Source organism: Paenibacillus hubeiensis (assembly GCF_032334105.1).
In the GTDB taxonomy this organism is placed as follows: Bacteria; Bacillota; Bacilli; order Paenibacillales; family Paenibacillaceae; genus Paenibacillus; species Paenibacillus hubeiensis.
In genome coordinates this window covers 1-21747 of the sequence record NZ_JAVYAE020000021.1, presented here as the reverse complement: position 1 = coordinate 21747, position 21747 = coordinate 1, and the positions used below count along the sequence as shown (strand labels likewise).

20 protein-coding genes and 1 pseudogene are annotated in these 21747 nt (G+C 40.8%); 17 read left to right on the top strand and 4 right to left on the bottom strand.

The genetic code is table 11. The annotated features are described in order from the left end of the window. Positions 1–31: 31 nt before the first annotated feature. From RSX24_RS29810 to RSX24_RS29785, 6 genes and pseudogenes are all read left to right on the top strand, one after another. Positions 32–508, top strand: coding sequence for a DUF4280 domain-containing protein (locus RSX24_RS29810; protein ID WP_236421140.1), 477 nt, complete (start codon positions 32–34; stop codon positions 506–508). Between the two features lie 104 nt (positions 509–612). Next, the gene (locus tag RSX24_RS29805; protein WP_343262664.1) at positions 613–3399 is read left to right on the top strand and encodes a phage baseplate assembly protein V; all 2787 of its coding nucleotides are present in this window, start codon (positions 613–615) and stop codon (positions 3397–3399) included. Between the two features lie 19 nt (positions 3400–3418). Continuing rightward, entirely contained in the window at positions 3419–4396 is a 978-nt protein-coding gene (locus RSX24_RS29800; RefSeq protein ID WP_343262663.1) for a hypothetical protein, read from the top strand. A 14-nt stretch (positions 4397–4410) separates the two neighbouring features. After that, complete coding sequence (locus RSX24_RS29795) at positions 4411–4866, top strand: DUF6630 family protein (protein ID WP_343262662.1); 456 nt, start codon at positions 4411–4413, stop codon at positions 4864–4866. A gap of 275 nt (positions 4867–5141) precedes the next feature. Beyond that, positions 5142–5579: an SMI1/KNR4 family protein gene (locus tag RSX24_RS29790; protein WP_343262661.1), complete on the top strand. Its 438-nt coding sequence runs from the start codon at positions 5142–5144 to the stop codon at positions 5577–5579. 523 nt (positions 5580–6102) lie between these two features. Beyond that, positions 6103–6758 (top strand): annotated as a pseudogene (locus tag RSX24_RS29785) (hypothetical protein). A gap of 340 nt (positions 6759–7098) precedes the next feature. Here RSX24_RS29785 and RSX24_RS32395 read toward each other — a convergent pair. Further along, positions 7099–7257 carry an IS3 family transposase gene (locus tag RSX24_RS32395; protein WP_356724755.1) on the bottom strand — a complete coding sequence of 53 codons (159 nt, stop codon included), beginning with the start codon at positions 7255–7257 and terminating at the stop codon, positions 7099–7101. Positions 7258–8178: 921 nt separating this feature from the next. Between RSX24_RS32395 and RSX24_RS29780 the strand changes: the two genes are divergently transcribed. The 8 genes from RSX24_RS29780 (at position 8179) to RSX24_RS29745 (ending at position 16689) form a co-directional block, all read left to right on the top strand. After that, the gene (locus tag RSX24_RS29780; protein WP_343262660.1) at positions 8179–8889 is read left to right on the top strand and encodes a hypothetical protein; all 711 of its coding nucleotides are present in this window, start codon (positions 8179–8181) and stop codon (positions 8887–8889) included. A 244-nt stretch (positions 8890–9133) separates the two neighbouring features. Beyond that, complete coding sequence (locus RSX24_RS29775) at positions 9134–10852, top strand: RHS repeat domain-containing protein (protein ID WP_343262659.1); 1719 nt, start codon at positions 9134–9136, stop codon at positions 10850–10852. A gap of 912 nt (positions 10853–11764) precedes the next feature. Next, the gene (locus tag RSX24_RS29770; RefSeq protein WP_343262658.1) at positions 11765–12622 is read left to right on the top strand and encodes a hypothetical protein; all 858 of its coding nucleotides are present in this window, start codon (positions 11765–11767) and stop codon (positions 12620–12622) included. A 1033-nt stretch (positions 12623–13655) separates the two neighbouring features. After that, entirely contained in the window at positions 13656–14042 is a 387-nt protein-coding gene (locus RSX24_RS29765) for a hypothetical protein (protein ID WP_343262657.1), read from the top strand. A gap of 596 nt (positions 14043–14638) precedes the next feature. Next, complete coding sequence (locus RSX24_RS29760; protein WP_343262656.1) at positions 14639–14977, top strand: hypothetical protein; 339 nt, start codon at positions 14639–14641, stop codon at positions 14975–14977. Between the two features lie 284 nt (positions 14978–15261). Beyond that, on the top strand, positions 15262–15813 hold the full coding sequence (locus RSX24_RS29755) for a hypothetical protein (protein WP_343262655.1): 552 nt from the start codon (positions 15262–15264) through the stop codon (positions 15811–15813). Between the two features lie 81 nt (positions 15814–15894). Further along, entirely contained in the window at positions 15895–16269 is a 375-nt protein-coding gene (locus RSX24_RS29750) for a hypothetical protein (RefSeq protein ID WP_343262654.1), read from the top strand. Positions 16270–16329: 60 nt separating this feature from the next. Continuing rightward, positions 16330–16689 (top strand): hypothetical protein, encoded by a 360-nt coding sequence (locus RSX24_RS29745; RefSeq protein WP_343262653.1) that lies wholly within the window; start codon positions 16330–16332, stop codon positions 16687–16689. A gap of 45 nt (positions 16690–16734) precedes the next feature. Here the strand turns inward: RSX24_RS29745 and RSX24_RS32390 are convergent, their stop codons facing one another. The 3 genes from RSX24_RS32390 to RSX24_RS29740 form a co-directional block, all read right to left on the bottom strand. Then, a complete protein-coding gene (locus tag RSX24_RS32390) occupies positions 16735–17268 on the bottom strand; it encodes an IS3 family transposase (RefSeq protein ID WP_438286907.1) in 534 nt (177 codons plus the stop codon). Beyond that, positions 17250–17462 carry an IS3 family transposase gene (locus RSX24_RS32385; protein ID WP_438286906.1) on the bottom strand — a complete coding sequence of 71 codons (213 nt, stop codon included), beginning with the start codon at positions 17460–17462 and terminating at the stop codon, positions 17250–17252. The genes RSX24_RS32390 and RSX24_RS32385 overlap by 19 nt, the downstream gene beginning before the upstream one ends. Positions 17463–17599: 137 nt before the next feature. Beyond that, on the bottom strand, positions 17600–17917 hold the full coding sequence (locus RSX24_RS29740; RefSeq protein WP_343262652.1) for a transposase: 318 nt from the start codon (positions 17915–17917) through the stop codon (positions 17600–17602). Between the two features lie 515 nt (positions 17918–18432). On the opposite strand from RSX24_RS29740, the gene RSX24_RS29735 reads away from it, so the two are divergent. The 3 genes from RSX24_RS29735 to RSX24_RS29725 all read left to right on the top strand — a co-directional run. Beyond that, entirely contained in the window at positions 18433–18900 is a 468-nt protein-coding gene (locus RSX24_RS29735; protein WP_343262651.1) for a hypothetical protein, read from the top strand. Between the two features lie 153 nt (positions 18901–19053). Then, complete coding sequence (locus RSX24_RS29730; protein ID WP_343262650.1) at positions 19054–20637, top strand: RHS repeat domain-containing protein; 1584 nt, start codon at positions 19054–19056, stop codon at positions 20635–20637. Between the two features lie 286 nt (positions 20638–20923). Then, positions 20924–21747 (top strand): hypothetical protein (locus RSX24_RS29725; protein ID WP_343262649.1); only part of this gene is annotated, 824 nt, incomplete at its 3' end.

Genomic DNA, 21747 nt, shown 5'->3' with positions numbered 1-21747 from the left:
CATTGCTGCCGACCCGAAGGGAGAAATGATGATGGCAGAGGCAATCGGAGCAACGAAACCGGATGTAGTGGATGAGGGGGCCGGCGGGCCGGCTTACGTCGTCGCCGGGGCCATTCTGAGCTGTTCCTGCGGAACGCAGCTGAATCGGCTGAAGATTCCGTACAGTCACGGCGTGCATTTGAAAGAGAAAGCGCAATTGAATGTGGCAGATGCCACGCCGATGATTCACATCATGCCGTTTGGCAACTGCACGAGTCAATTGAATCCGGCCGTACAGGCGGGCGAATTCGATATCGAAGGCGTGCAGAAGGCACCTTGCATCCCCGTGGTGAGCACGCCGTGGATGGGCGGAAAGACGGATGTGCTGATCGAAAACGAACCTGCGCTATTAAGCACCTGCATGAACATGTGCCTGTATGGCGGATACATCCAGATTGAAGACGATGGACAGGAATTGGGGGGATCGTCCATCGGCGGAACAACCGGGTTCGGAGGCAATATCCGCTGATCGAAAGTGCTGGCATGTAGGTCTACAGAGGACCATCACTATATGTCCTTGATCAACGGATGTAGGGATGAGGCAAGGATGAAGGCGAGGAGAGGAGGAGAACGATGAGCATCGTGGAGTCGGCTGTCGGAGCGGGGAACATCCGGTGCCTGTCGCCCTATACGCTGCAGAGCATTCAGGAATTGCGGCTCGAACGAAGGGCAGGAGATCATGCAAGGCTGTTTCTCAAAGGCATCGTGCCGGATGAGCAACAGGATCGGGAGTTGAAACGGGCTGTTCAGTCGGAAAATGTGCAGTTGATCGAAACCGGAGATCAGGGGCAGGAAGTGCGCAAGTTGTTCCAGGGCATGGTGCAGGACGTGAGCATACGCCGGGTGCAAGGGATCTATCTGTTGGAACTCGAGGCGGTATCCTATTCTTACCTGTTGGATATTCAGCCGCGAATCCGTTCGTTTCAGAACAAGGACCAGGATTGTGAAGACGTGATTCGCCAGGTGCTGACCGCCTATCCGAAGTCGGATGTCATCGATTACGTCAGCGGCGGTACGAAACTGGGTGCGTTGACATTGCAGTATCGGGAGACAGACTGGCAGTTTCTGCGGCGGATGGCTTCGAGGTTCGGGGCGGTAATTATTCCGGAGGTGACGGCGGATTCACCGAAGCTCTACATCGGGGTTCCGGATGGACGATTCTCGGAATTGCCGGATCAAGGCTACACGCTAACCCGTGACATGAAGGCGCTGAAGGAAGCGTGGGCCGTGGGTGCAGCAGGCGTGACGGAAAAGGATTTTACGAGATATACGGTGGATACACACCGTTGGTTCGCACTTGGAGATACCGTGCTGTTCCAGGAAGAAGAGTTGAAAGTGGAAGCCAGCGTGAGTCTGCTACGGGGAGGCATGCTGCGGCATACGGTGACGCTAAGCCCGGAGAGCGGCATACGCCAGAACGAGATCGTGAATGATGACATTGCAGGCGCAGCGCTGGACGGCAAGATCATCGGGGTATCCAAAGATACCGTGAAGGTACATTTGGACGTAGATGCCTCACAGTCCGAAGATGAGGCCAGCTGGATGCCGTATTCGGCGGTCTACGCCGGGGACGGCGGCGGATTCTACAGCATGCCCGAATCCGGAGATGCAGTCCAGGTGTATTTTTCGACGGGCCGGGAACGGGATGCCTTCGCCATGGGGTCGGTTCGACGTGGAGGTCAGCCTTCCCCAAAGACGGCCGATCCTGCCACCAAGAGCTGGGGAACGAACTATGGCAAAGAGATGAAAATGACCGATTCCGAGATGTCCCTGATTGCGACCGAAGGCAGCCTGTTCATTACGCTGGATGGTGGCGGCATCAACATTCAGAGTGATACCGGAATTGTAGCGGTAGCCGGGCAGGAATTCATACTGGAAAGCGAGAAGAAGATAGGGATTGAGGCTCAGGAGACCATCTATCTTCAGTGCGGTGATAGCAGCGTCATCCTGGATGGCATGACCGATTTGAAGGGCAGTGAAGTGCTGCTCGATGGATTGATCAAGTTGCCAGTGACGGTCGAGGATTTGGAGCCAGTGCCGGAGGCCCCCTTTGTATCCGAGGTTCAGGTGGAAGAAGAGCCCGAGGAGAAAAAAGGCTTCTGGGGAAAAGTGCTGGACGTTACCCAAACCGTGCTTGACGTTGCCGGGATGATCCCTGTCATTGGAGAGGTAGCGGACTTGGCCAACGCAGGAATCTATGCGGCACGGGGAGATTATGTGAATGCCGCATTGTCCGCCGCAGCTGCGATTCCGTTCGTAGGTTGGGCGGCGACGGGTGCAAAGTTTGCAGTGAAGGGTTCCAAGCTGTTGTCCAAGGCCGGCAAAGTCGTGGATAGCGTGATGGGCGTCGCCGGCAAGGTGATGGACAAAGCTGGACAAGTAGCTAAAGCTGTTGGGGATTTGGCGAAAAAGACGGGAGATGCGATCTCCGGTGCCTTGGGCAAGGTGCTAACGAAAGCTAAGGGTCTGGCGAGCAATTTCAGCCCGATGGATCTGGCGAACAAGCTGAAGGGCAAGCTCAATGATCTGATGATGAAATCGCCGATGTTGACTAAAGCATTAGATATGGCTAATTCATTTAGCATGAATTTGATGACCGACATTATGTCTGATGCCATGTTTAGCGCCGCGCTAGATATGTTGGGACGATATGGCGATAACAACATTGTTATGATGGCTTCAATGGTGCTAATGGGTGCGCCTGGAGGCGGCGGGAAAAAGAAAAAAGGAAAAACTCAGAAACAAATTAAAAAAGAAGTTGACGCCCTAGATAAGAAAATTAAGAAAATGGAAAAAGAAGGGGCGGATAAAGAAGAACTAAAGAAAATTAAACGTGAACGAAGTAAACTTGCCAATCAACTTGATACTCCAGATGACATAAGCAGTAACTACAATTTATCTAATGTGGAAGGGTATGAGCGTAAAATCGATAATACAAAGTACTATCATCACGATAAAGGTGACTTTGGCGAGGAAGTTGCTAGAAAAATTGCCAAAGATAATAATTTTGGCGAAGATATATCGGATTTGTTCCAAGTTGGTCGTAATGGAGTTGACGGTACATTTTTATCAAAAGGTCCACCGCCTAAAATTACCATGATTGAAGCAAAAACTTCTGAATGGGCAAATTTCACTTATTCAACAAATCAAAAAATGGGTGGTGATGGGTATTTTGATAATATGCTGAAAAACGGCGATTCAAGATATGAAGGATTTCAGGAAAAATTCGACAAATTGGTAAGAGAAAACCCTGGCTTAGAATTTGATTTCATAAGGGTTGAAGTAGACATTTCAAAAACGAATGTTGGATTTGGCGTAGATATTGTCAAGGTAAAGGATTGGAATAAGGCTATAAAATAACTCTGCTAAGGAGAAAGCGATGATAAATTCAAAAAAATTGCAAATGGCATACAAAAGATATATCAAGAATTTTTCTGAGGGATTAACACTGGAAAAATCGTTAAAGAAGTATGAAGAGGCTAAAATAGAAAATTCCGATATTGTGGAAAATAACGAAACTGAAAAGGATCATATCCTGTTAGTTAATATGTATAGAATATCTTCTTACTGGCTATCGGAATGGAAACATCATGTGCTGATTAAAGGTGAGGAGAATGCAATGGGGCTAAAGCAAATACAGAAAGTTGTTTTTTACCAATGTATGGTCCGACATATATATAAAGATCGTTACCCGAATATGAAGTTAATTCATTATTCATTTGATTTAAATATAGTTGCCCTAATTCATTTCAACATGTATGGATGGAAAAAAGAAGAGGATGTTTTCTTTGACTTTATTGAAGAGTATCTCGTGGAAAACATCATGAAGGCCAATGACTGGAATAAACATATTTGGTATTTATTTGAGTTGTATTTGCGAAGTTCTAACAAAACGATTTTTGGTGTAAACCAAAATATCCATATGATAGTTAAATTAAAGCTGGAAGAGAAAGGTATGAACTATGACTTAATTCCGGGAGAACTTGGCATATACAGCGAAGTGTTAGACCGTTGGAACACGCCTGACCTTGATGAGATCACACAACTGATTGGTAAAATGTCAGAATACCATTCTATGCTAGCTGCGGAGCTGGGGCAGTCATTAGAATTCGGAGATTTTCGCTATACCTTTTATCCATATGAAATCTTGTTTTTGCTTCATGTACGAAAAAAGCAAGGTTTGCCGAATCCAACGCATTTCGATGATTTCCTCATGAATTCGCCCGAAGCTAAAATAGAGATTCAAGACCCCGAGCCGTATCCGGATCAGGATCCCATTTTGCAACTGGTGGATGGTTACTATCGTAAAAACTACCCTGAGTATATTCCGAACAAGTACGGAATGCTGTTTGAATAGAGGAGGAAAAGAGTATGGACGATGAAGATTTGGTGCCCTTGATATTCAAAAATGCAGAGGATATTGATCAAATTTTGAATGATCCTGACGAATCGTTGGTATACTTCAGCATGCTAAACCATGGTTTAGCGACGAAACGATTTTTATTTTTGGACTACAAGGGGGAAGAGGGACAGGAAATCGTCAATTATATTTTGGATTATGAGTTTGCTCACGACATTGAACTGGGAACTGCAGAAGAATTAGAGGTGTTGGGAGAGTTTGACTATGCCTATCTTCCGGAGAAAATTAGGGAAGTGAACAAGTTAATCTCACCTAAAGGTTATGGTTTGTTTACCTATCCAACGACAGGAGACTTTTACGCGTTGTTTATCGCCGAACTGGAGCATAACCATGCGTTTAGTCAGGTCGATTTATTGGGAGATGAAGATATCCCGGAACGAGAGCGTTATATTCAATTGTACATTTAAAGGTTGTTGAAAAGTGTAAGGGGCTCCGGTTAAGACAACCGGAGCCTGCTTGTTTTGAATGGCGGTTTGAGTAGTTCTAAATATAAACTTTCTGGCGAAATACATATTTCTGATACACCAAAACTAGACCTAGTGCTCTACAGATAATACGGGAAAGGAAACCCCGTTGTTTAAAGGGCAGTTGCATGCATCTCCATTGAAACGTCCAGAGGAGTTACCAAATGCGAACTTAGAAATGTCAACGGTAAAAATAAAAAAAGTGAGGAGTAATAAGAATGGCTGAAATTGTAAAAATCCATGAACCGGTATCATTAGAACAGGTAGAGAACTTTGAGAAAACTAATGAGATCGAATTACCTAAGTTATATAAAGATTTTTTGTTGGAGTATAATGGGGGGCGTGTAGAACCGAATGTTTTTAAAATTTCATCTGATGAGGGTGAAAGTGCATTAAATGTTTTTTACGGAATTGGTAATATGAAAAATAATCTTGAAAAGAAGATTGGATTTTTTGAGGAGATATTAGAAATTGGATTTATTCCCATAGCGAGAGATTCCGGGGGTAATCAAATTTGTTTAGGTATAAGAGAAGAGTTCTATGATCAGATTTTTTTCTGGATACACGATGAAGAGTATGATGATGCTATGGACAACATGCATTTCTTGGCGAAAAATATTCAAGAATTTATTGGTAGTTTGTATGATGATGAATAAAATTAATATGTTTTGTTACAATTTGCATTAATACTGAAATAGTCGGTACCCATTGCCGAATGAATTAAACATCCAACCAGTAACGCATGTTAGAATGGAAGGAAGCAAGTGAAAAATGAGAGAAGCTTAGAGAGTAAGGAGATATATTTTCCAACGAAAAGTTTGAGGAATTTAAAGAACAATACAAAAATGCGCAAAAAGAAATAACGATTGTAACAAACGATGGGACAAAAATTAGGGTTGATGCAATTGCAACTGATAAAGATGGTAATGTTATAAATACAAGAATAAAAAAGCTCTGAGACTGCACCATATATACAGAAAATCAAGAAAAAGGCTTCCCTGATTTATAGTATTTATCAAGATTTAAAGTCAGTAGATGGATTTATATTCGATTTACAATTTAAGCATGAACCAACTGAAAATTGCAAAAAAATTTAGAAATTTTTAAGGTGAGCCACAGGATTTGCAGATTGTCTTTAGAGTTAATGAACCCGATGGACATATATATGAGGTGTAAATTATGAAGGCAAGTGAGGCATTTGATAATGTATGTGCTTTAGTAGCTGAGAAATATAAGGACGATGGTTGGAAATATGCTAAGTCAAGTCATTGGATGACTAAAAAAGATAAAAAATTCATGTATAAGGTGTTTTTTATTCAAGTTGGAATAATATTTCTGATAAAACTGTCGTGTTTTATGGGGAATGTGCCATTATTCCGCTAAAATCTAAAAATAAAATCTTTCATACAAGTACCCACAAATGTAATATTCCAAGCGGAAGTTTACATTGGAATATAGCAAATGAGAAAGACTGGAACCAGGTGGTTAGTGAATTCACCAACTGGTTAGACAGTGTATTCATGCCAATTGTAGATAAATGTATGAATGATTTGGATAACTTCGTAAAAGAAGTTGTTGTGCAAGGGTTCTACCCCGAAAATGGTTATATAATTGATATTGGATTTGTGTTAGATCATGGTTCGCGTGAATTAGCAGAAGAAGCGAGCATTAGGTATTATGCGAGTTTGAGCGAGTACGAACAAAATGTATTCAAAGACAATTATGAGAGTATGATACAGGGGAATGAAGCTGTGAGTGTATACGGTAATAATATGATGAGGAATTACTCTAATTTTAGAACTATTATTGAAAATAAAATTATTGTTACGTTATAGCACAAGGTAATCGAAGGAAGGGTGGTAAAATGGAGCGATCCATTTATTACCCTTTCTGTTTTCGAATAACATTTTATGGATCTACGCCAGGAGTTTGTTAAGATTTGTGGAAACGTGGTTCGCAACTCCCACAACAAGATAGAAAGATAAAACCAGCAAACCAAACCCTAAAGAACTGCCAATACTTGATAAACAATCAAAGGCTTATTCCAGCTTGAATGCTGAGAAGGAGTAAGCTTTTTTTGCATGCACACGGTGAGCATTTTCAAAGCCGTCGTTAGAAAAGAATGAGGGCGAGACACAACAGCCATTCTGACGGGGTAAGCGAAAACCCTGACCACTAGATTGTTAATATTAAATCAGACAGCTTTTTAAGGGCTGCATGGCGATACTGAACAGGTGTCATGTATCCCAGTGTTCCGTGAATTCGATGTTTGTTAAAACAGTTTACGTAATCGCATAATTCTAATTCCAGATGACGAAGGTTTTGAAAGCTTATCTGGGATGAACTCCGTTTTCATGACTTTGTAAAGTGGCTTCAGCCGCAGCATTGTCATAGGTGCAGCCTCTCATGCTCAGAGATCGGCCGATTTCAAATGTCTTCAGAAGCTCGTCCATCCTTTGATTTTTAGATTCACTACCGCGGTCCGTATGAAACCACTGAATGTAACGCAAATCACCCTGTACTGTAGCAAAGGCGCATGAAATCAGAGTAGCGTCCTTGTGTAGATCTGCACTATGAATCTGTCTTTAATCAATAAAATGTCTTTGTATCATTCTTTGCAAGTTTCAGAATAGAAGAAGGAAAGAGTATAGAAGGCCGGAACATGGTTTTCTATATAAACCGCACTAATCAATCACACAAGGCCACTGTGAGTGCAGTACCATCTTCCTGTTATCCCCAGATTTTTTTTTAATTCCTTATTTCAAGGGGGAAATCCGGTGATAAAGGCGACCGCATTGCTTCTCCAGATTGGTTCTGCCTCTCCGTTAACGTGTGTATGTTTTTTGCGGTTTATATAGTGATAAGTGAATCCTCCAGGGCAGCATTAGCGAATGAACTTAACATTCAACCAGTAACACGCTTAACCCAATTAATACCTGTATTAAGGTTTCTCTGTTAGTTCGTACAAAAGAATCAAAATACTTGACTCGTTTTGTGGATCTTTGTTTTCTTGTTGACATAGAATGGCTTGTTTCAGAGTGCTTGTACCTTGCAAGCGGAATATGACATCTAGAGGTTATCCTACATACTATAAGGAATTATTTCCTAGTGAGTGCGTCATACATGACATGGAAACCGAGCTCTGTATGTAGACTTTATACAGGAATTGTTCGAAAATAAAAATCCTACTAAGTAAGGGATTAATAAAACTGAAATACATTGCGGGATATTCAATCTGTTGTAGGAGGTTTTATTGTGAAATTAAAAACGATTATCTTACAGGGAGATTCTAAATATGAAAAGGAAAATCAATTATTTCCTATAAGATGGAAGTCTCATCATGTAACCGAATTATTTATGGAGTTATTTCCTGATATTGAATTGGATGGGAACAGACAGTTGACTATTTTAGCTACAAGGGATAGAAGAGAAAACGCCAAGAAATACAACAATTATAAAGCGTTTAATGCCTCGGCATATTATCTTGAAGAAGCGCAGATAAAGACTTTGGAGACCTTAAACCCAGAAGATGCAGAAAGTTTCATTTTGGGTATTATTGAAGAGGTATTAGTTGATATAACCAACATAATTGGTGAAGATGAACAAAAAAGAACCGTGATAAAAGATACCATTAAACAAGTAAGGGAAATGGAATTCTCACTAAAGAAAAAAATGAAAACCTTATCCAAAAAGTCGAAGGTAGGAAAATATAAAGCAGATGTGTTTAGATGCCTGAATAAAGTATCTGGTGAAGTATGGTGCGTGGAAATAGAAAATGGAATCTCAGGTCAGACCAGAGTGGAGTGGTTGACCAGCAAACCGAATTATTTAGATCGCAGAGATTACTTTAAAAAATCCAAGTGGGAAGAAAATAAATTTATAATCACGAATAGATTAGGAGTAGAGGTCTTTTCGATTGAAGTGGGTGGGTATGGAAGAATCATAATGAATAAAGTCATTTACTAAAACAGATATTTACTACAATTTCCATAAAAATGAACAGGTTAATTGTGATAAGATGACTACCATGGGTTGCCATTTTTTAAACATGGAGATATATGGATTAATTAATCCAAAATATTAGAGATGATTCGTGCTGAGCTTTATATTGAACAGATTGAATATGGGGAATTCCACCATGATTAATCTGTTTTTTTGTTGAATTTTTCACTTCGAAGACGGCCTGTTAATCTCGTCCGCGAATAACGAAGTGCGTTACGACTATGACTATAACGAAGAGGGTCTGCTCACGGCCAAATATCAGAGCCGGGATGCAGCGCCACGTCCCGTGCTGCGCTACGAGTATGATGTGGAAGGCCGGACGGTAGCCCGCACGGATGCTGGCGGAACACGCGTCGAGTATGCGTATGATCCGTTGGGCCGGGTGGTTGCCATTCGGCAGGGCGAGAACGAAATGGCCCGGTACACCTATGCAGCGGGCAACCGAATCGCGTCCATGCTGTACGGCAACGGCGTGCAAACGGCGTATGAATACACGCCTGAAGGGCAGGTATCGCGGCTCCACACCCGGGCAGCAGATGGAACGGTCCTGCTGGACAACCGCTATGCCTATGACCGGAGCGGGAATACGATCGGCTGTTATGGCACACAGGATCAGGCCGAGTATCGATACGATGCACTGGATCGGTTGGTGGAAGCCCGGTATGCCGGATATGGCACGGAGAAACTGGCGTATGACGAAGCAGGTAACCGAATTTCCCGTGTCTGGAACGGACAACGGACAAGCTATACGTATGATACAAGGAACCGTCTGCTCAGCCTGATTGAGGAAGCATTGCAGGAAGAGAACGAGGAACAAGGTAGAGCGAATGGGCGAACAAGCGGGAAAAACATCCGTTACGCTTACGATGCGCAAGGCAATCTGATTCAGGAACATCAAGGAGAGCAGACGACAAGCTACGTCTATGATGCATTCAACCGTACCATTCGAGTCGAACAAGCGGATGGACGAATCGTGCAGCATGGCTACGACCCGGAGGGTTTGCGAAGCAGGCTGGACACAGACGGAACCGTACGCCATTTTGTGCATGATGGCTGGCATGTCGTCAACGAGTTGGATGAAACAGAGCGGATACAGGCTTCCTATATCCGTGGTCATGAATGGCTCTCGCAACTGGACGATCAGGGTAATGTGGCTTATTATGTAAATAATATCCACAGTGATGTCACTCACCTGACCGGATCACAAGGCCAGATCCTGAATGCGTACACGTATGATGCTTTCGGGAACATGCTGTCTGCACGAGAGCAACGCGTCAATCCGTTCCGTTATGCGGGAGAAATGCAAGATGCGTTGACAGGACATTACTATCTGCGCGCTCGCTTCTACAATCCGATCATCGCGCGATTTACACAGGAAGACACGTACCGTGGAGACGGTCTGAACCTGTATGCGTATGTCGCCAACAACCCGATCCGATATGTGGACCCGAGTGGGTATGCGAAAGCAGGAAGCGGAGGCAGTTCTGATTCTTGTTTGAATAAGGGAAACAAACATGCATCAAATGAGTCTGTAGGGGATAGTGTAAAAGACTCAATACCACCTGAGCAACTATTAAAAATTACACATGCAAATATACCAAATCCAAGGGATTCTCTAAATCAAAAAATACAGGTAAGAGGCGGGGTATCTGGTAAACCTAAAAGTCGTCATCTAACTAAGTATGAAAGAAATCTAGCTCATCCAATTCTGGATGATATTACAGCGCGATCTTTAGGTGACATTGGAGCTAGAGATCGTTTGAATTCTCTAAATGACCATATTCTTGAAAATCGAAATAATGGGCAAAATTTTGAGGGATGGAATTCGGTCTATATAAGAGACGAGCATGGAAATAATGGTGTAATGCGAATCATTTATAAGCAAGCTTCCGATGGTATTGATTGGAACGTTATTCAGTGGCATTAGAAATGTCATTTATTTTATAATTGCAATCCAAAAAAACGAAAAAATTGCATGACGAGAGATTCTCTTTTTTCTACCTAACAGCCAGTACAACATTTTCATTAGTATCGAAAAGGTTAGAGCTTTTTAACCATTATTTGATCCACCCAAAGGAAACTTCAATTTGCTATATAGGTTTGTTAATCTGAGAGATTTGTGCAGTAGTTATGACTTTCGGTTTGGCGCCATCTGAATTCCTAACTTCAAAATCAAGAATGATGATCACATGGATGAATTAGCTTGAAAGAAAGTTGAGTATATCAGGCTGGTAGGTAAAGTTTGAATGATCAAAAAAACTTGCGAGGTTACCGCCATAGAGCATTGGCGTTACCAGATGGAATGTTTGCGTGGTAGCAAATCACAAAGGAGTACATTTTTGATTGTATATCAATTCAAATGTTTCAATTGCCATAGGGCTCTATCACAATAATATATTTTGGATGCTCCAAAGTTTCGTAGAGGGTACCATCATGTTTAAAGTTGAACATTCCGTGACGGTATTGGTTGTCTACTTTCAACTTTTGATGAGAAATTAAGCTGAAAGCAAATTATTCTCTATAATAGGGTGCGAAAAACATTTTTTTCAATGCAATAGTGGTCGCATCGACTAGAAGCAAAGTTTTTGGAACCAGAAACCTCAAGACTCTACACTTATTTCCGCGAGTGTAATTTCAAACAAGTAGATAGAATACTTCTTAAGTTTAGCAACTGAATACCTGTTGTCTTTCCTGAAAAACAGGAATAATAAACGAGAGTTAGACCAACTCGAGATGCATCTAAGCACCCTGGTAAAAATAAGCTAGTTTATTGCTTATTATCTGTTGAAAGTACACTGGATAATTTAACATATCAAGTAGTAGAGGAGGAAAAAAATAAGTGAATGAAAAAGTTATCTATGCTAATGAGCTGTTCAAATATATGACACAAAATATTGATTCAAAAGAGTATCAAACATTTTTTGCTTTACTAGAAAATATAAAATATAATCCTATCTTACTAGAGTATTATGGAGAAGAGTTTGTTGAGCATATGATGGATCTTCTCATGCGTGTAGAAGATAGGGTTCATCAGGTTTTAATAATAGAAACATTAATTGAGTGCTTGGATATATACGTATTTAGTGAGAAATATATAAAGGAAATCTTTGATAAGTATATGTTATGCGTGGCTGAAGAAGTTGTGGATCTGAGTGAACTGTCAACGTGTTTGATTGGTTTTTTAGAAGCGGGTATTAAGGAAGAAGAGATAATAAAGAAGTTGGAGGAGAACTTAGAAAAGGAAAGCTTAATAAGCGTATTATCAAGATTGTACATTAATTATCTTTCTCATTCTGTTGAAGACCAAAATTGCGTGATGGAGGAAGCACGTCAAGGATATTATATAAGCCAGCGTTCTGGGATTATTGCCCAATTTTTATTATTAGTGCACCCACACATTCGAAAGTATGCAGGAATAAGTCAGATCACTTTCTTGTATGATTCATATAGGGGTGTTTATGAGGATTGTTGGCCTAGGGGGTTACTTCCAAATATGAAAGAGAGACTTATTAAGTCAAGGGTTTTATCAAAAAAAGAAGTGAGTGTGTTAGAAGAGTTGGATATGTTAGTCAATCTCCAAGGAGAAGAATTAGATTCAATTGAAGTTAGAAAACTGTATGATCAATTTTTCGAAGGTAAGGATCCGCTTGAGACAATATATACTCTGCCAGATTGCCCAAATAGTGAATCTGTGTAAAAATCATTCGTTCAATATTTATATAGAGATAAACTATTTGAAGATGAAGATTTTGGAGTTGATATTGTTTCTCCAGAAGAATTTATCTTGGCAAATCCAGTTATCATTAAAGTTGTGGGAATATGACATTTATTCTAATTGGTACATTATAGCTGATGATCGGAATGGAGATTATTTAACAATTGACCTCCATAGAGACCGATTAGGAAGATGTTACGATAGTCATTGGGATAAAGATGCTGTCGCAGGGAGTTTTGCGATCATTTCTAACAGCTTTACAGAGTTATGAAGCAATCTCGTTAAAACAAGAGGACAAGGAACTACATGGTACTGGGATGAGGATGATTTTGAACCTTTAGGAGACGCATATGATGATCTTAGGAACGAATAGAGTGAGCTTTAGGATTTTTATATGACGGATTGTAATATGAAGTGCGACATCTGCCCAATACTTCAATGAGCAAGCAAATCATTAAATGTCTAAGGTCTATTCCTATTGGGAATAGGCCTTTTTTATAACTTGTGGCTCAGATCCTAAACGAATTTTTCATGCTTGCAATGCACAGCACGGCTACGACCCGAAGGGGTTACGAAGCAGGCTGTACACAGACGGAACCGTACGCCATTTCGTGCATGATTTGGCTGGCATGTCGTCAACGAGTTGGATGAAACAAGGCGAGTACAGGCTTCCTATATCCGTGGTCATGAATGGCTAACGCAACTGGACGATCAGGGTGATGTGGCTTATTATGTAAATAATTTCCACGTTGATGTCACTCACCCGACCGGATCACAAGGCCAGATCCTGAACGCGTACACGTATGATGCCTTCGGGAATATGCACGAGAAACCAAGCAACTTCAACCAGCAATCCATGCAACGGATTCTGCTAAGTGGATTGCAACTAGTTTAAACAAATTAACTGCGCCACCTAGTCAAGGTGGGTTCGAAAATTACGCCGTTCAAAAGGGAACAAAAGAAGGTGTGGTAATGTAGTGGCTATGGAGTTGGGATTAAGTAAAGGTGATGATAAATGTATTCAAGAAAATTTATCAGAGAACAATTAATTGATGCAATACATGGTGTGGAAGAAGCGAAAAAGTATTTCGAGGAAAGGTTTGATGATCCTGACTTATTGAATTTATTAATCAAGATCGCTATGGATGATTACTCTACGGATGCATCTGCGGGGGCATCTTATTGGATCTCACATTTTGAAGAAGAGCTTCTAGAAAAAGTAGAAGAAAAGCTGTTAATTCTTCAAAAATATAAGCTCGGTTCCATTTCAGCATTTGCTATTATAGCTCTATCAAAAATAAATTCCGAAAAGGGGAGAAAGTACCTGTTAAGACATAGAGTTGGTCCAAATATGAAATGGTGGGAGTCAGAGGCGCTCGAAAAATTATCTGAAGAAAGATAGCCCCGGAAATGGAAACGATTGAGAAATTGTTATATGAAATATAAGACTATAACTAGATTATCTTCATCAAAATTTTGCCCTGATATGGTTTATTCCAATCAGGATTCTTGTATTAATTGGTAAAATTTTAAAAATAACACTACATTATTAATTGTGTTGTAGAAGATCTATTCGTGAACGAAATAGTGCTTTCCTATTGAATGGGAACGGACAGCGCCCAAACGATGTTGCTAGCTCAATTCAATCGAGCGGATCGGGGGGAAATCCAACTACAGGTGTAACCCAAACAAAGAGGGGAAGGGTTGTCCCTGCGGCTGCAATAAGATTTTTCTCACACAGGGACCAACTGACGACAATACAGCGGTCTCAGACAATCTTTGAAAATAATAGTCATTTAGATCTTGCGTCGAGACTAGATCTTGCATCTAGACCCACTACCTTTAATCATGATATTGGAGAAGGTTATCAACGTGGTTCGTTAGCTTACGGAGTATCAAGAACAGGACAGGTGTTCTATAACAACAACACTCTTCAGCCGGTCACTGCATTTCCAATATGGGGTAGATAATAAATTTTTAAAAGGAGAATACACTAAAGTGAAGGGGAATTCACCACAACCTATTGATTTACTTAATTTGTTAAGATACATTCATACGGAATACATGAGCAAAGAAGATTATGATCAAATAGAGGATTATGACTTTAATTTAAAGGAAGAACAGCTAGTAATCATAAGAAAATTGATTGTTGAACGAGTGAAAACTGAGTATGATAATCAAGGACGTGAGCGATTGAAATGCGTCTTAGAGTTGTGTATTAATCAAGATGAAGAAGTAATAGAAGAACTATTCCAAATGTCCTCTCCGTGTGATGACATATTAGACAAAAAGGGTTTTTTAATTAATATATATAAAGAGCTATTCGACACTTTGTAACTTGCGAGTTATCAAAAGAGACTGAGCCTTGATTGAACTTCAATCAAGGTTTTTTTTGAATTAAAACTGTACACGTTCCACACTATATCAGCTGAAGATGATTTTCCTAGCTTACCGTTATTTAAACCTGGGTCTGGATTAGTGGAAGTTAAGTATGAAAGAAATGAAGTGCTAAGTTTAGGACTCGGTACTAGCCCAGAGGGGCTGAAGTTATTTAATGAAAGTATAAAAAGTATACATGTGGCAGATATTACAAATAACAAGTGGAAGGATATATTCAAAAAATGATGGAGACGACAGTAACGAATCTAATTCAGATTTACATGCCTAAATTAGAAGCTGCAAGAAATGTTTATCCGCATTTAAAGGTAGCAGAAGTTCTTAAAGAATTTTCAAAGAAGTTAAAATTACTAGAAGATGTTGAAAAAGAAATCGAAGTCTATCTGAAAGAATCCATTATAAATCATAGTTGGGGGAGAGACAATCGATTATGGTTTGTCGCTGTCCTTGAAAAACCATCTATAACTTATGTGAAGAGTTTATTGGAGATTTTAAAAATTCAAGATGCTAGTACGCCTTATTGGAGAGCCCTTGACGTCTTGGCATATATGCCTCAATCAATCTCTGTGAGTGCTGTACCTGAGCTTACACAAATTATTGAATCAAATAATCCTGTATGGTCTGATGAAATTTTAAAAAAAGCATTTGAAACTCTTATCTGGATCAGAGATAAAGAAGGTATAGAGTTTATATCAAGGGCTTGCGATTCGGACATCGAAAGAATTTCTCTTATGGCAAAATATTGGTTTAATTGGTTGAATGAAGAAGATGAATGATGATTAAGAGATTGTGTTTTTAGTTCAATATTTATTATTTTTGTTAAAGGAACCTTGAAGTGTTTCTGCTTCAAGGTTCCTTTGCTGTCTGAAGCGACAGGTAACTCTGCTGATGCATACGGTGGTTATTATCAACGGAAAAAATTTAGAACACAAATTTATAATGCCATATATTCAGAGCATGGTTATAAGCACTTAAAGGCAAAAACTGTAGATGATGCAGAACGATTTAGTGAAACTGGAAGAAAGCATGCTCAATATTTGCCAGACATAAATAATAGAACTCTTGAAAAAACAGCACTAGAGAAAGGTTTAATTGTTCAAGGGGATAAGGGTTCAATTTATTTTATTTATGATGGAGGCAAACCAGTAGGGTATGATCTAGGAGTAGAAACAAATTGGATAAGAGCTGGGTTGACATCTGGGGGGCTATCATGGACACCCAATAGCAGGTGAGCGATTGAATGATTATCTAAAAAAAGCTCGACCGAGATAATGAAAAAGTAGGTGAAGATATTGAAATCTCATTTAGTTCCGCCAAAAATCAAACTACTTCCGTTAAGAATCCCATCTAGTTGGGAGATGAGCTATAATTCGCTAATTGAACTAGACCCATGTCTATTAAAAGAAGATGATGAGAATATATGGTGTAACTTCACTGAAGACTTACTTCAAGTAAAACATATAAAGTATGATATTCTCCTAGATGTTGGTTGGTATCCTGAAGGTGACCCTACGGGGTCTTATGGGCTTGAATTAATTAAAGACCATAATTGGAGCAATCCTTTGTTTTCATTTGATACCCGAGATAAGGAGGAACTTGTTGAAAAAATTGAGTGTTTGTTATGGCAAGCCGGAGAAGGTTATTACAATTGAGCTTGATTTTGCTCAAATTGACTTCGTGCTTTTCGGGATTTCCTTTTAGGTGGGGCTACCCAGTACCGAACATCGTTCAACCAATAACAGATATAATGGACTTATGTCAAGAAAGTAGACACTTACGATACGGATTTTCTGGTAGATTGCGGTATAAGCTTCTTCCGGCGTCTTAAAACGAGGGCTACAGTATATGAGTTCCTTCTTTAAAATACTGTGCCATGACTCGATACACGCGTTATCGTAACAGTTTCCTCGGCGGCTCATACTCGATTCCATTCCGTATGATTTCAGTTGCTCCACATATTCTTTTGAGGTGTACTGAGAGCCGCGATCCGAGTGGTGGAGCAATCCCGGAGCGGGACGTTTGGCCTGGTACGCATCCTTCAATGCATTCAGCACCAGACTTGTTTCCATATGGTTGTACAAGCGCCAGCCTACAATTTCACGCGTACACAAATCCAGAACGCTCGCGAGATATAGACGACCTCCTCGGCAGGGAATGTAGGTGATATCGGTGACCCATACCGTATTGGGTTTGGACGTTTTAAATTGCTGATTCAGCGTATTCGGCGCGATGGATGATCATGTTTGGAATCCGTGGTTTGGACACGATATTTGGAACTTACCACGGAACGAAGATTCATTTGACGCATGTATATACTGACGGTACGTGAAGAGATTCTATACCCTTCCAGATGGAGCAAATACGTGATTTTAGGACTCCCACACCGCATCTGGTGGTCGTAGAAATGATACCGAATACGCTTCATGACCTCGGCTCTCCGGTTCTGTTGCGCGCTTGTTCGATCTATTCGCCATTTGTAATATCCGCTCCGTGACACTTGCAAAGTTCTGCACATCTTCTCCAAAGAAAACTGGGAGCGATGGTCTTCCACAAACTGAAATCTTAGCTCTTTGGCTTGCTGAAGATGTGCACTGCTTTTTTTACAATAGCGAGTTCCTCTTGCGTATCTGCAAGTGTATCTTCTTTCTCTTGAAGCAACCGGCGCATCTCTTGGAGCTCTGCTTCCAGCTCCTTCACTCGATCCATGCTAGCTACGGGCTCGTTTTTCAGTTCACGATACTTGCTCATCCACTGGTGTAACGTACTTTTCGGAATGTTGAGTTCTTCTGCCAAATCCCCGAGTGTCTTCGTCTGTTCTTGGATAAACTTGACCGTTTGCTTTTTAAATTCTTCATTGTAGCGTTGCCGTTGTTCTCCCATGTGGACACACCTCCGTTAGTCTTATTATCCTTCTGTCCGTTAACGGGTGTCCACTTTTTATTCTAGCTGCATAACCCATATAACGCTCGTATAAAAATTTCTCCATTTCGGTTGTATGCATATCAAATGCTTTAATTTCATAAACCAAAACAACGCTAGTCCGTTACACTGAACAGGTTGATTATGGTCGGATACTACCATGATTGACCTGTTTTTTGCTATTTTTTTTATTAGTAACTGCTTACTAGAGAGTATAAAAAGGATGTTATACAAAGAATTATCCGAATGTATTATAGTACCGACAAAGAAGGTGCAAGAAGATTAATAGACAAAGTATCAAAGAGTATGGATCCAGATCACAGCTGGGAGTTACAATTGGATGGATTGGATAATAAACGAAACCTTAAGTTGATGGATTGGTTTACAAATAGAAGAATGGGTACAAATCTCGCAAATCAAATGAAAAGTGTTCCTTGCGGTTCTAGGATAAAAATAATAGTTGAGGGGGAATGAATATGAGAAAAACAATTCAAGAGAAGATAACTTTGATGAAGAATGTTCTCGAAGAAGATCCTTTTAACCTAGTGATAGGAGAAATTCAAGAGAGAATAGCTTCTGACGCTGATTTCAACTTCAAGGATGGTCAATTACGAGATTATTATAATTTTTTAAGACAATATGCATCTATGAGATGTGGAAGCATTATTATTTTCGGGCAAAATGAATTAACTGATTTTCAGTTTCCTGTTGCTGAAATGCCTGGTGGTTTTGAAGAATGGATTTGTATTGGAAAGATTGATCCGTATCCATTATTTATAAATAAAAAAAATGGGATGATTTATTGTTTATTTGAAGATTCAAAGATTAAATCATATGAAGGATGGAATGATTTTTTGGAGAATTATGTTTTTGGAGAACGTTATATTGAGATTATTGGTAAAGATGAGTGGTACGAACTATTAAAAGAACAACAGATTATATAAATATGTTGAAACTGATTTCAAGATTTTCTAAAAGGTAAACGTATAAAGTTGTACAATTACTTTTTCTACAAATATTCGAATTTCCATTTCATATGAGTGTATTTCATTGAACAGATTAATCATGGGGAATTCCACCATGATTAATCTGCTTTTTTGTTAAATTTTCACTTCGAAGATGGCCTGTTGACTTCGTCCGCGAATAACGAAGTGCGTTACGACTACGACTATAACGAAGAGGGTCTGCTCACGGCCAAATATCAGAGCCGGTTCGGCGAACGGACAACGGATGCAACGCCACGTCCCGTGCTGCGCTACGAGTATGATGTGGAAGGCCGGACGGTAGCCCGCACAGATGCTGGCGGAACACGCGTCGAGTATGCGTATGATCCGTTGGGCCGGGTAGTTGCCATTCGGCAGGGCGAGAACGAAATGGCCCGGTACACCTATGCAGCGGGCAACCGAATCGCGTCCATGCTGTACGGCAACGGCGTGCAAACGGCGTATGAATACACGCCTGAAGGGCAGGTATCGCGGCTCCACACCCGGGCAGCAGATGGAACGGTCCTGCTGGACAACCGCTATGCCTATGACCGGAGCGGGAATACGATCGGCTGTTATGGCACACAGGATCAGGCCGAGTATCGATACGATGCACTGGATCGGTTGGTGGAAGCCCGGTATGCCGGATATGGCACGGAGAAACTGGCGTATGACGAAGCAGGTAACCGAATTTCCCGTGTCTGGAACGGACAACGGACAAGCTATACGTATGATACAAGGAACCGTCTGCTCAGCCTGATTGAGGAAGCATTGCAGGAAGAGAACGAGGAACAAGGTAGAGCGAATGAGCGAACAAGCGGGAAAAACATCCGTTACGCTTACGATGCGCAAGGCAATCTGATTCAGGAGCATCAAGGAGAGCAGACGACAAGCTACGTCTATGATGGATTCAACCGTACCATTCGAGTCGAACAAGCGGATGGACGAATCGTGCAGCACGGCTACGACCCCGAAGGTTTGCGAAGCAGGCTGGACACGGACGGAACCGTACGTCATTTTGTGCATGATGGCTGGCATGTCGTCAACGAGTTGGATGAAACAGAGCGGGTACAGGCTTCCTATATCCGTGGTCATGAATGGCTAACGCAACTGGACGATCAGGGCGATGTGGCTTATTATGTAAATAATATCCACGGTGATGTAACCCATCTGACTGGACCACAGGGCCAGATCCTGAATGCTTATACGTATGATGCCTTTGGGAACATGCTGTCTGCAAGAGAGCAACGCGTAAATCCGTTCCGTTATGCGGGAGAAATGCAAGATGCGTTGACAGGACATTACTATCTGCGCGCCCGGTTCTACAATCCGATCATCGCGCGATTTACACAGGAAGACACGTACCGTGGAGACGGCCTGAACCTGTATGCGTATGTTGCCAACAACCCGATCCGATATGTGGACCCGAGTGGGTATATGTGTGAGGATAAGGGGAATGTATATAAATCTCCTGGCGAACTCTTAAGAGATAAGTACAAACATTTATCGCCAAGTGAGCGTACTGCAAGAATGAATGCACTCGCAGAGGATAATGCATATCGTATTCTGCTACAAATGGAAAATTCAATACCAGGAGCACATTTTGTTGAGCATATTACGCTGTCTAAATCATTGCAACGAAAGACAGAAACGTCGGACGATAATTATTTTCATACCTGTTGCTTCTGGCTGCGATAATAAATTGTGGATGCTAAAGAACTCGAATAACAATTGTTACTTTTGTGGTCAATTTATCAATTACATCCGTATTATTACAAATGTTGATTAAGAAACCGATATACATATAGTCAGGGTTTTGAAGAATAAATACATACGATTTTTCTAAGAAAAGTGATTTTGGAGAAGGGGCTTCTAAACTAGGCAATATATAGATGTTACATGCTGGATTTAGCGTGGATGTTGTAAAAGTGAAGGATTGGAGTAAAACACTCAAATAATTCATGAAGATCTGTAGGAGAGACGGATGAAAAACACTAAAAAGTTGCAATTGGCATACAAGAGATACGTGAAAAATGTTATGGATGGTATCGAAGACGTTCAAATGAGATACGAAGAGGCACAACGAGAAATTTTTAATGTAATAGAACACCATGAAGTAGAGCAGGACCATAAGTTACTAGTTAGGATGTTTCGAATATCTTCTTACTGGTTATCGGAATGGAAATATCGCGTGCTGATTAAAGGTGAGAAAAATGCAATGGGGCTAAAGCAGGCACAAAAGGTTGTTTTTTACCAATGTATGGTCCGACATATATATAAAGATTGTTACCCGAACATGATGTTGATTCATTATTCTTTTGATTTAAGTATAGTCGCTCTAATTCATTTCAACATGTATGGATGGGAAAAAGAAGAGGCTGTCTTCTTTGACTTTATTGAAAAATATCTCGGGGAAAACATCATGAGGGCCAATGATGATAATCGACATGTTTGGTATTTGCTTGAGTTATATTTGCGAAGTTCTGACAAAACGCTTTTTGGTGTGAATCAAAATATCCATACGAGGGTTAGATCGAAGCTGGCTGAAAAAGGTCTGGATCATGATATTATTCCGGAAGAACTTGGCATATACAGTGAAGTGTTAGAGCGTTGGAACACGCCTGACCTGGATGAGATCACACAACTGATTGGTAAAATGTCAGAGTACCATTCTGTGCTAGCTGCGGAGCTGGGGCAGTCATTAGAATTCGGAGATTTTCGCTATACCTTTTATCCATATGAAATCTTGTTTTTGCTTCATGTACGAAAAAAGCAAGGTTTGCCGAATCCAACGCATTTCGATGATTT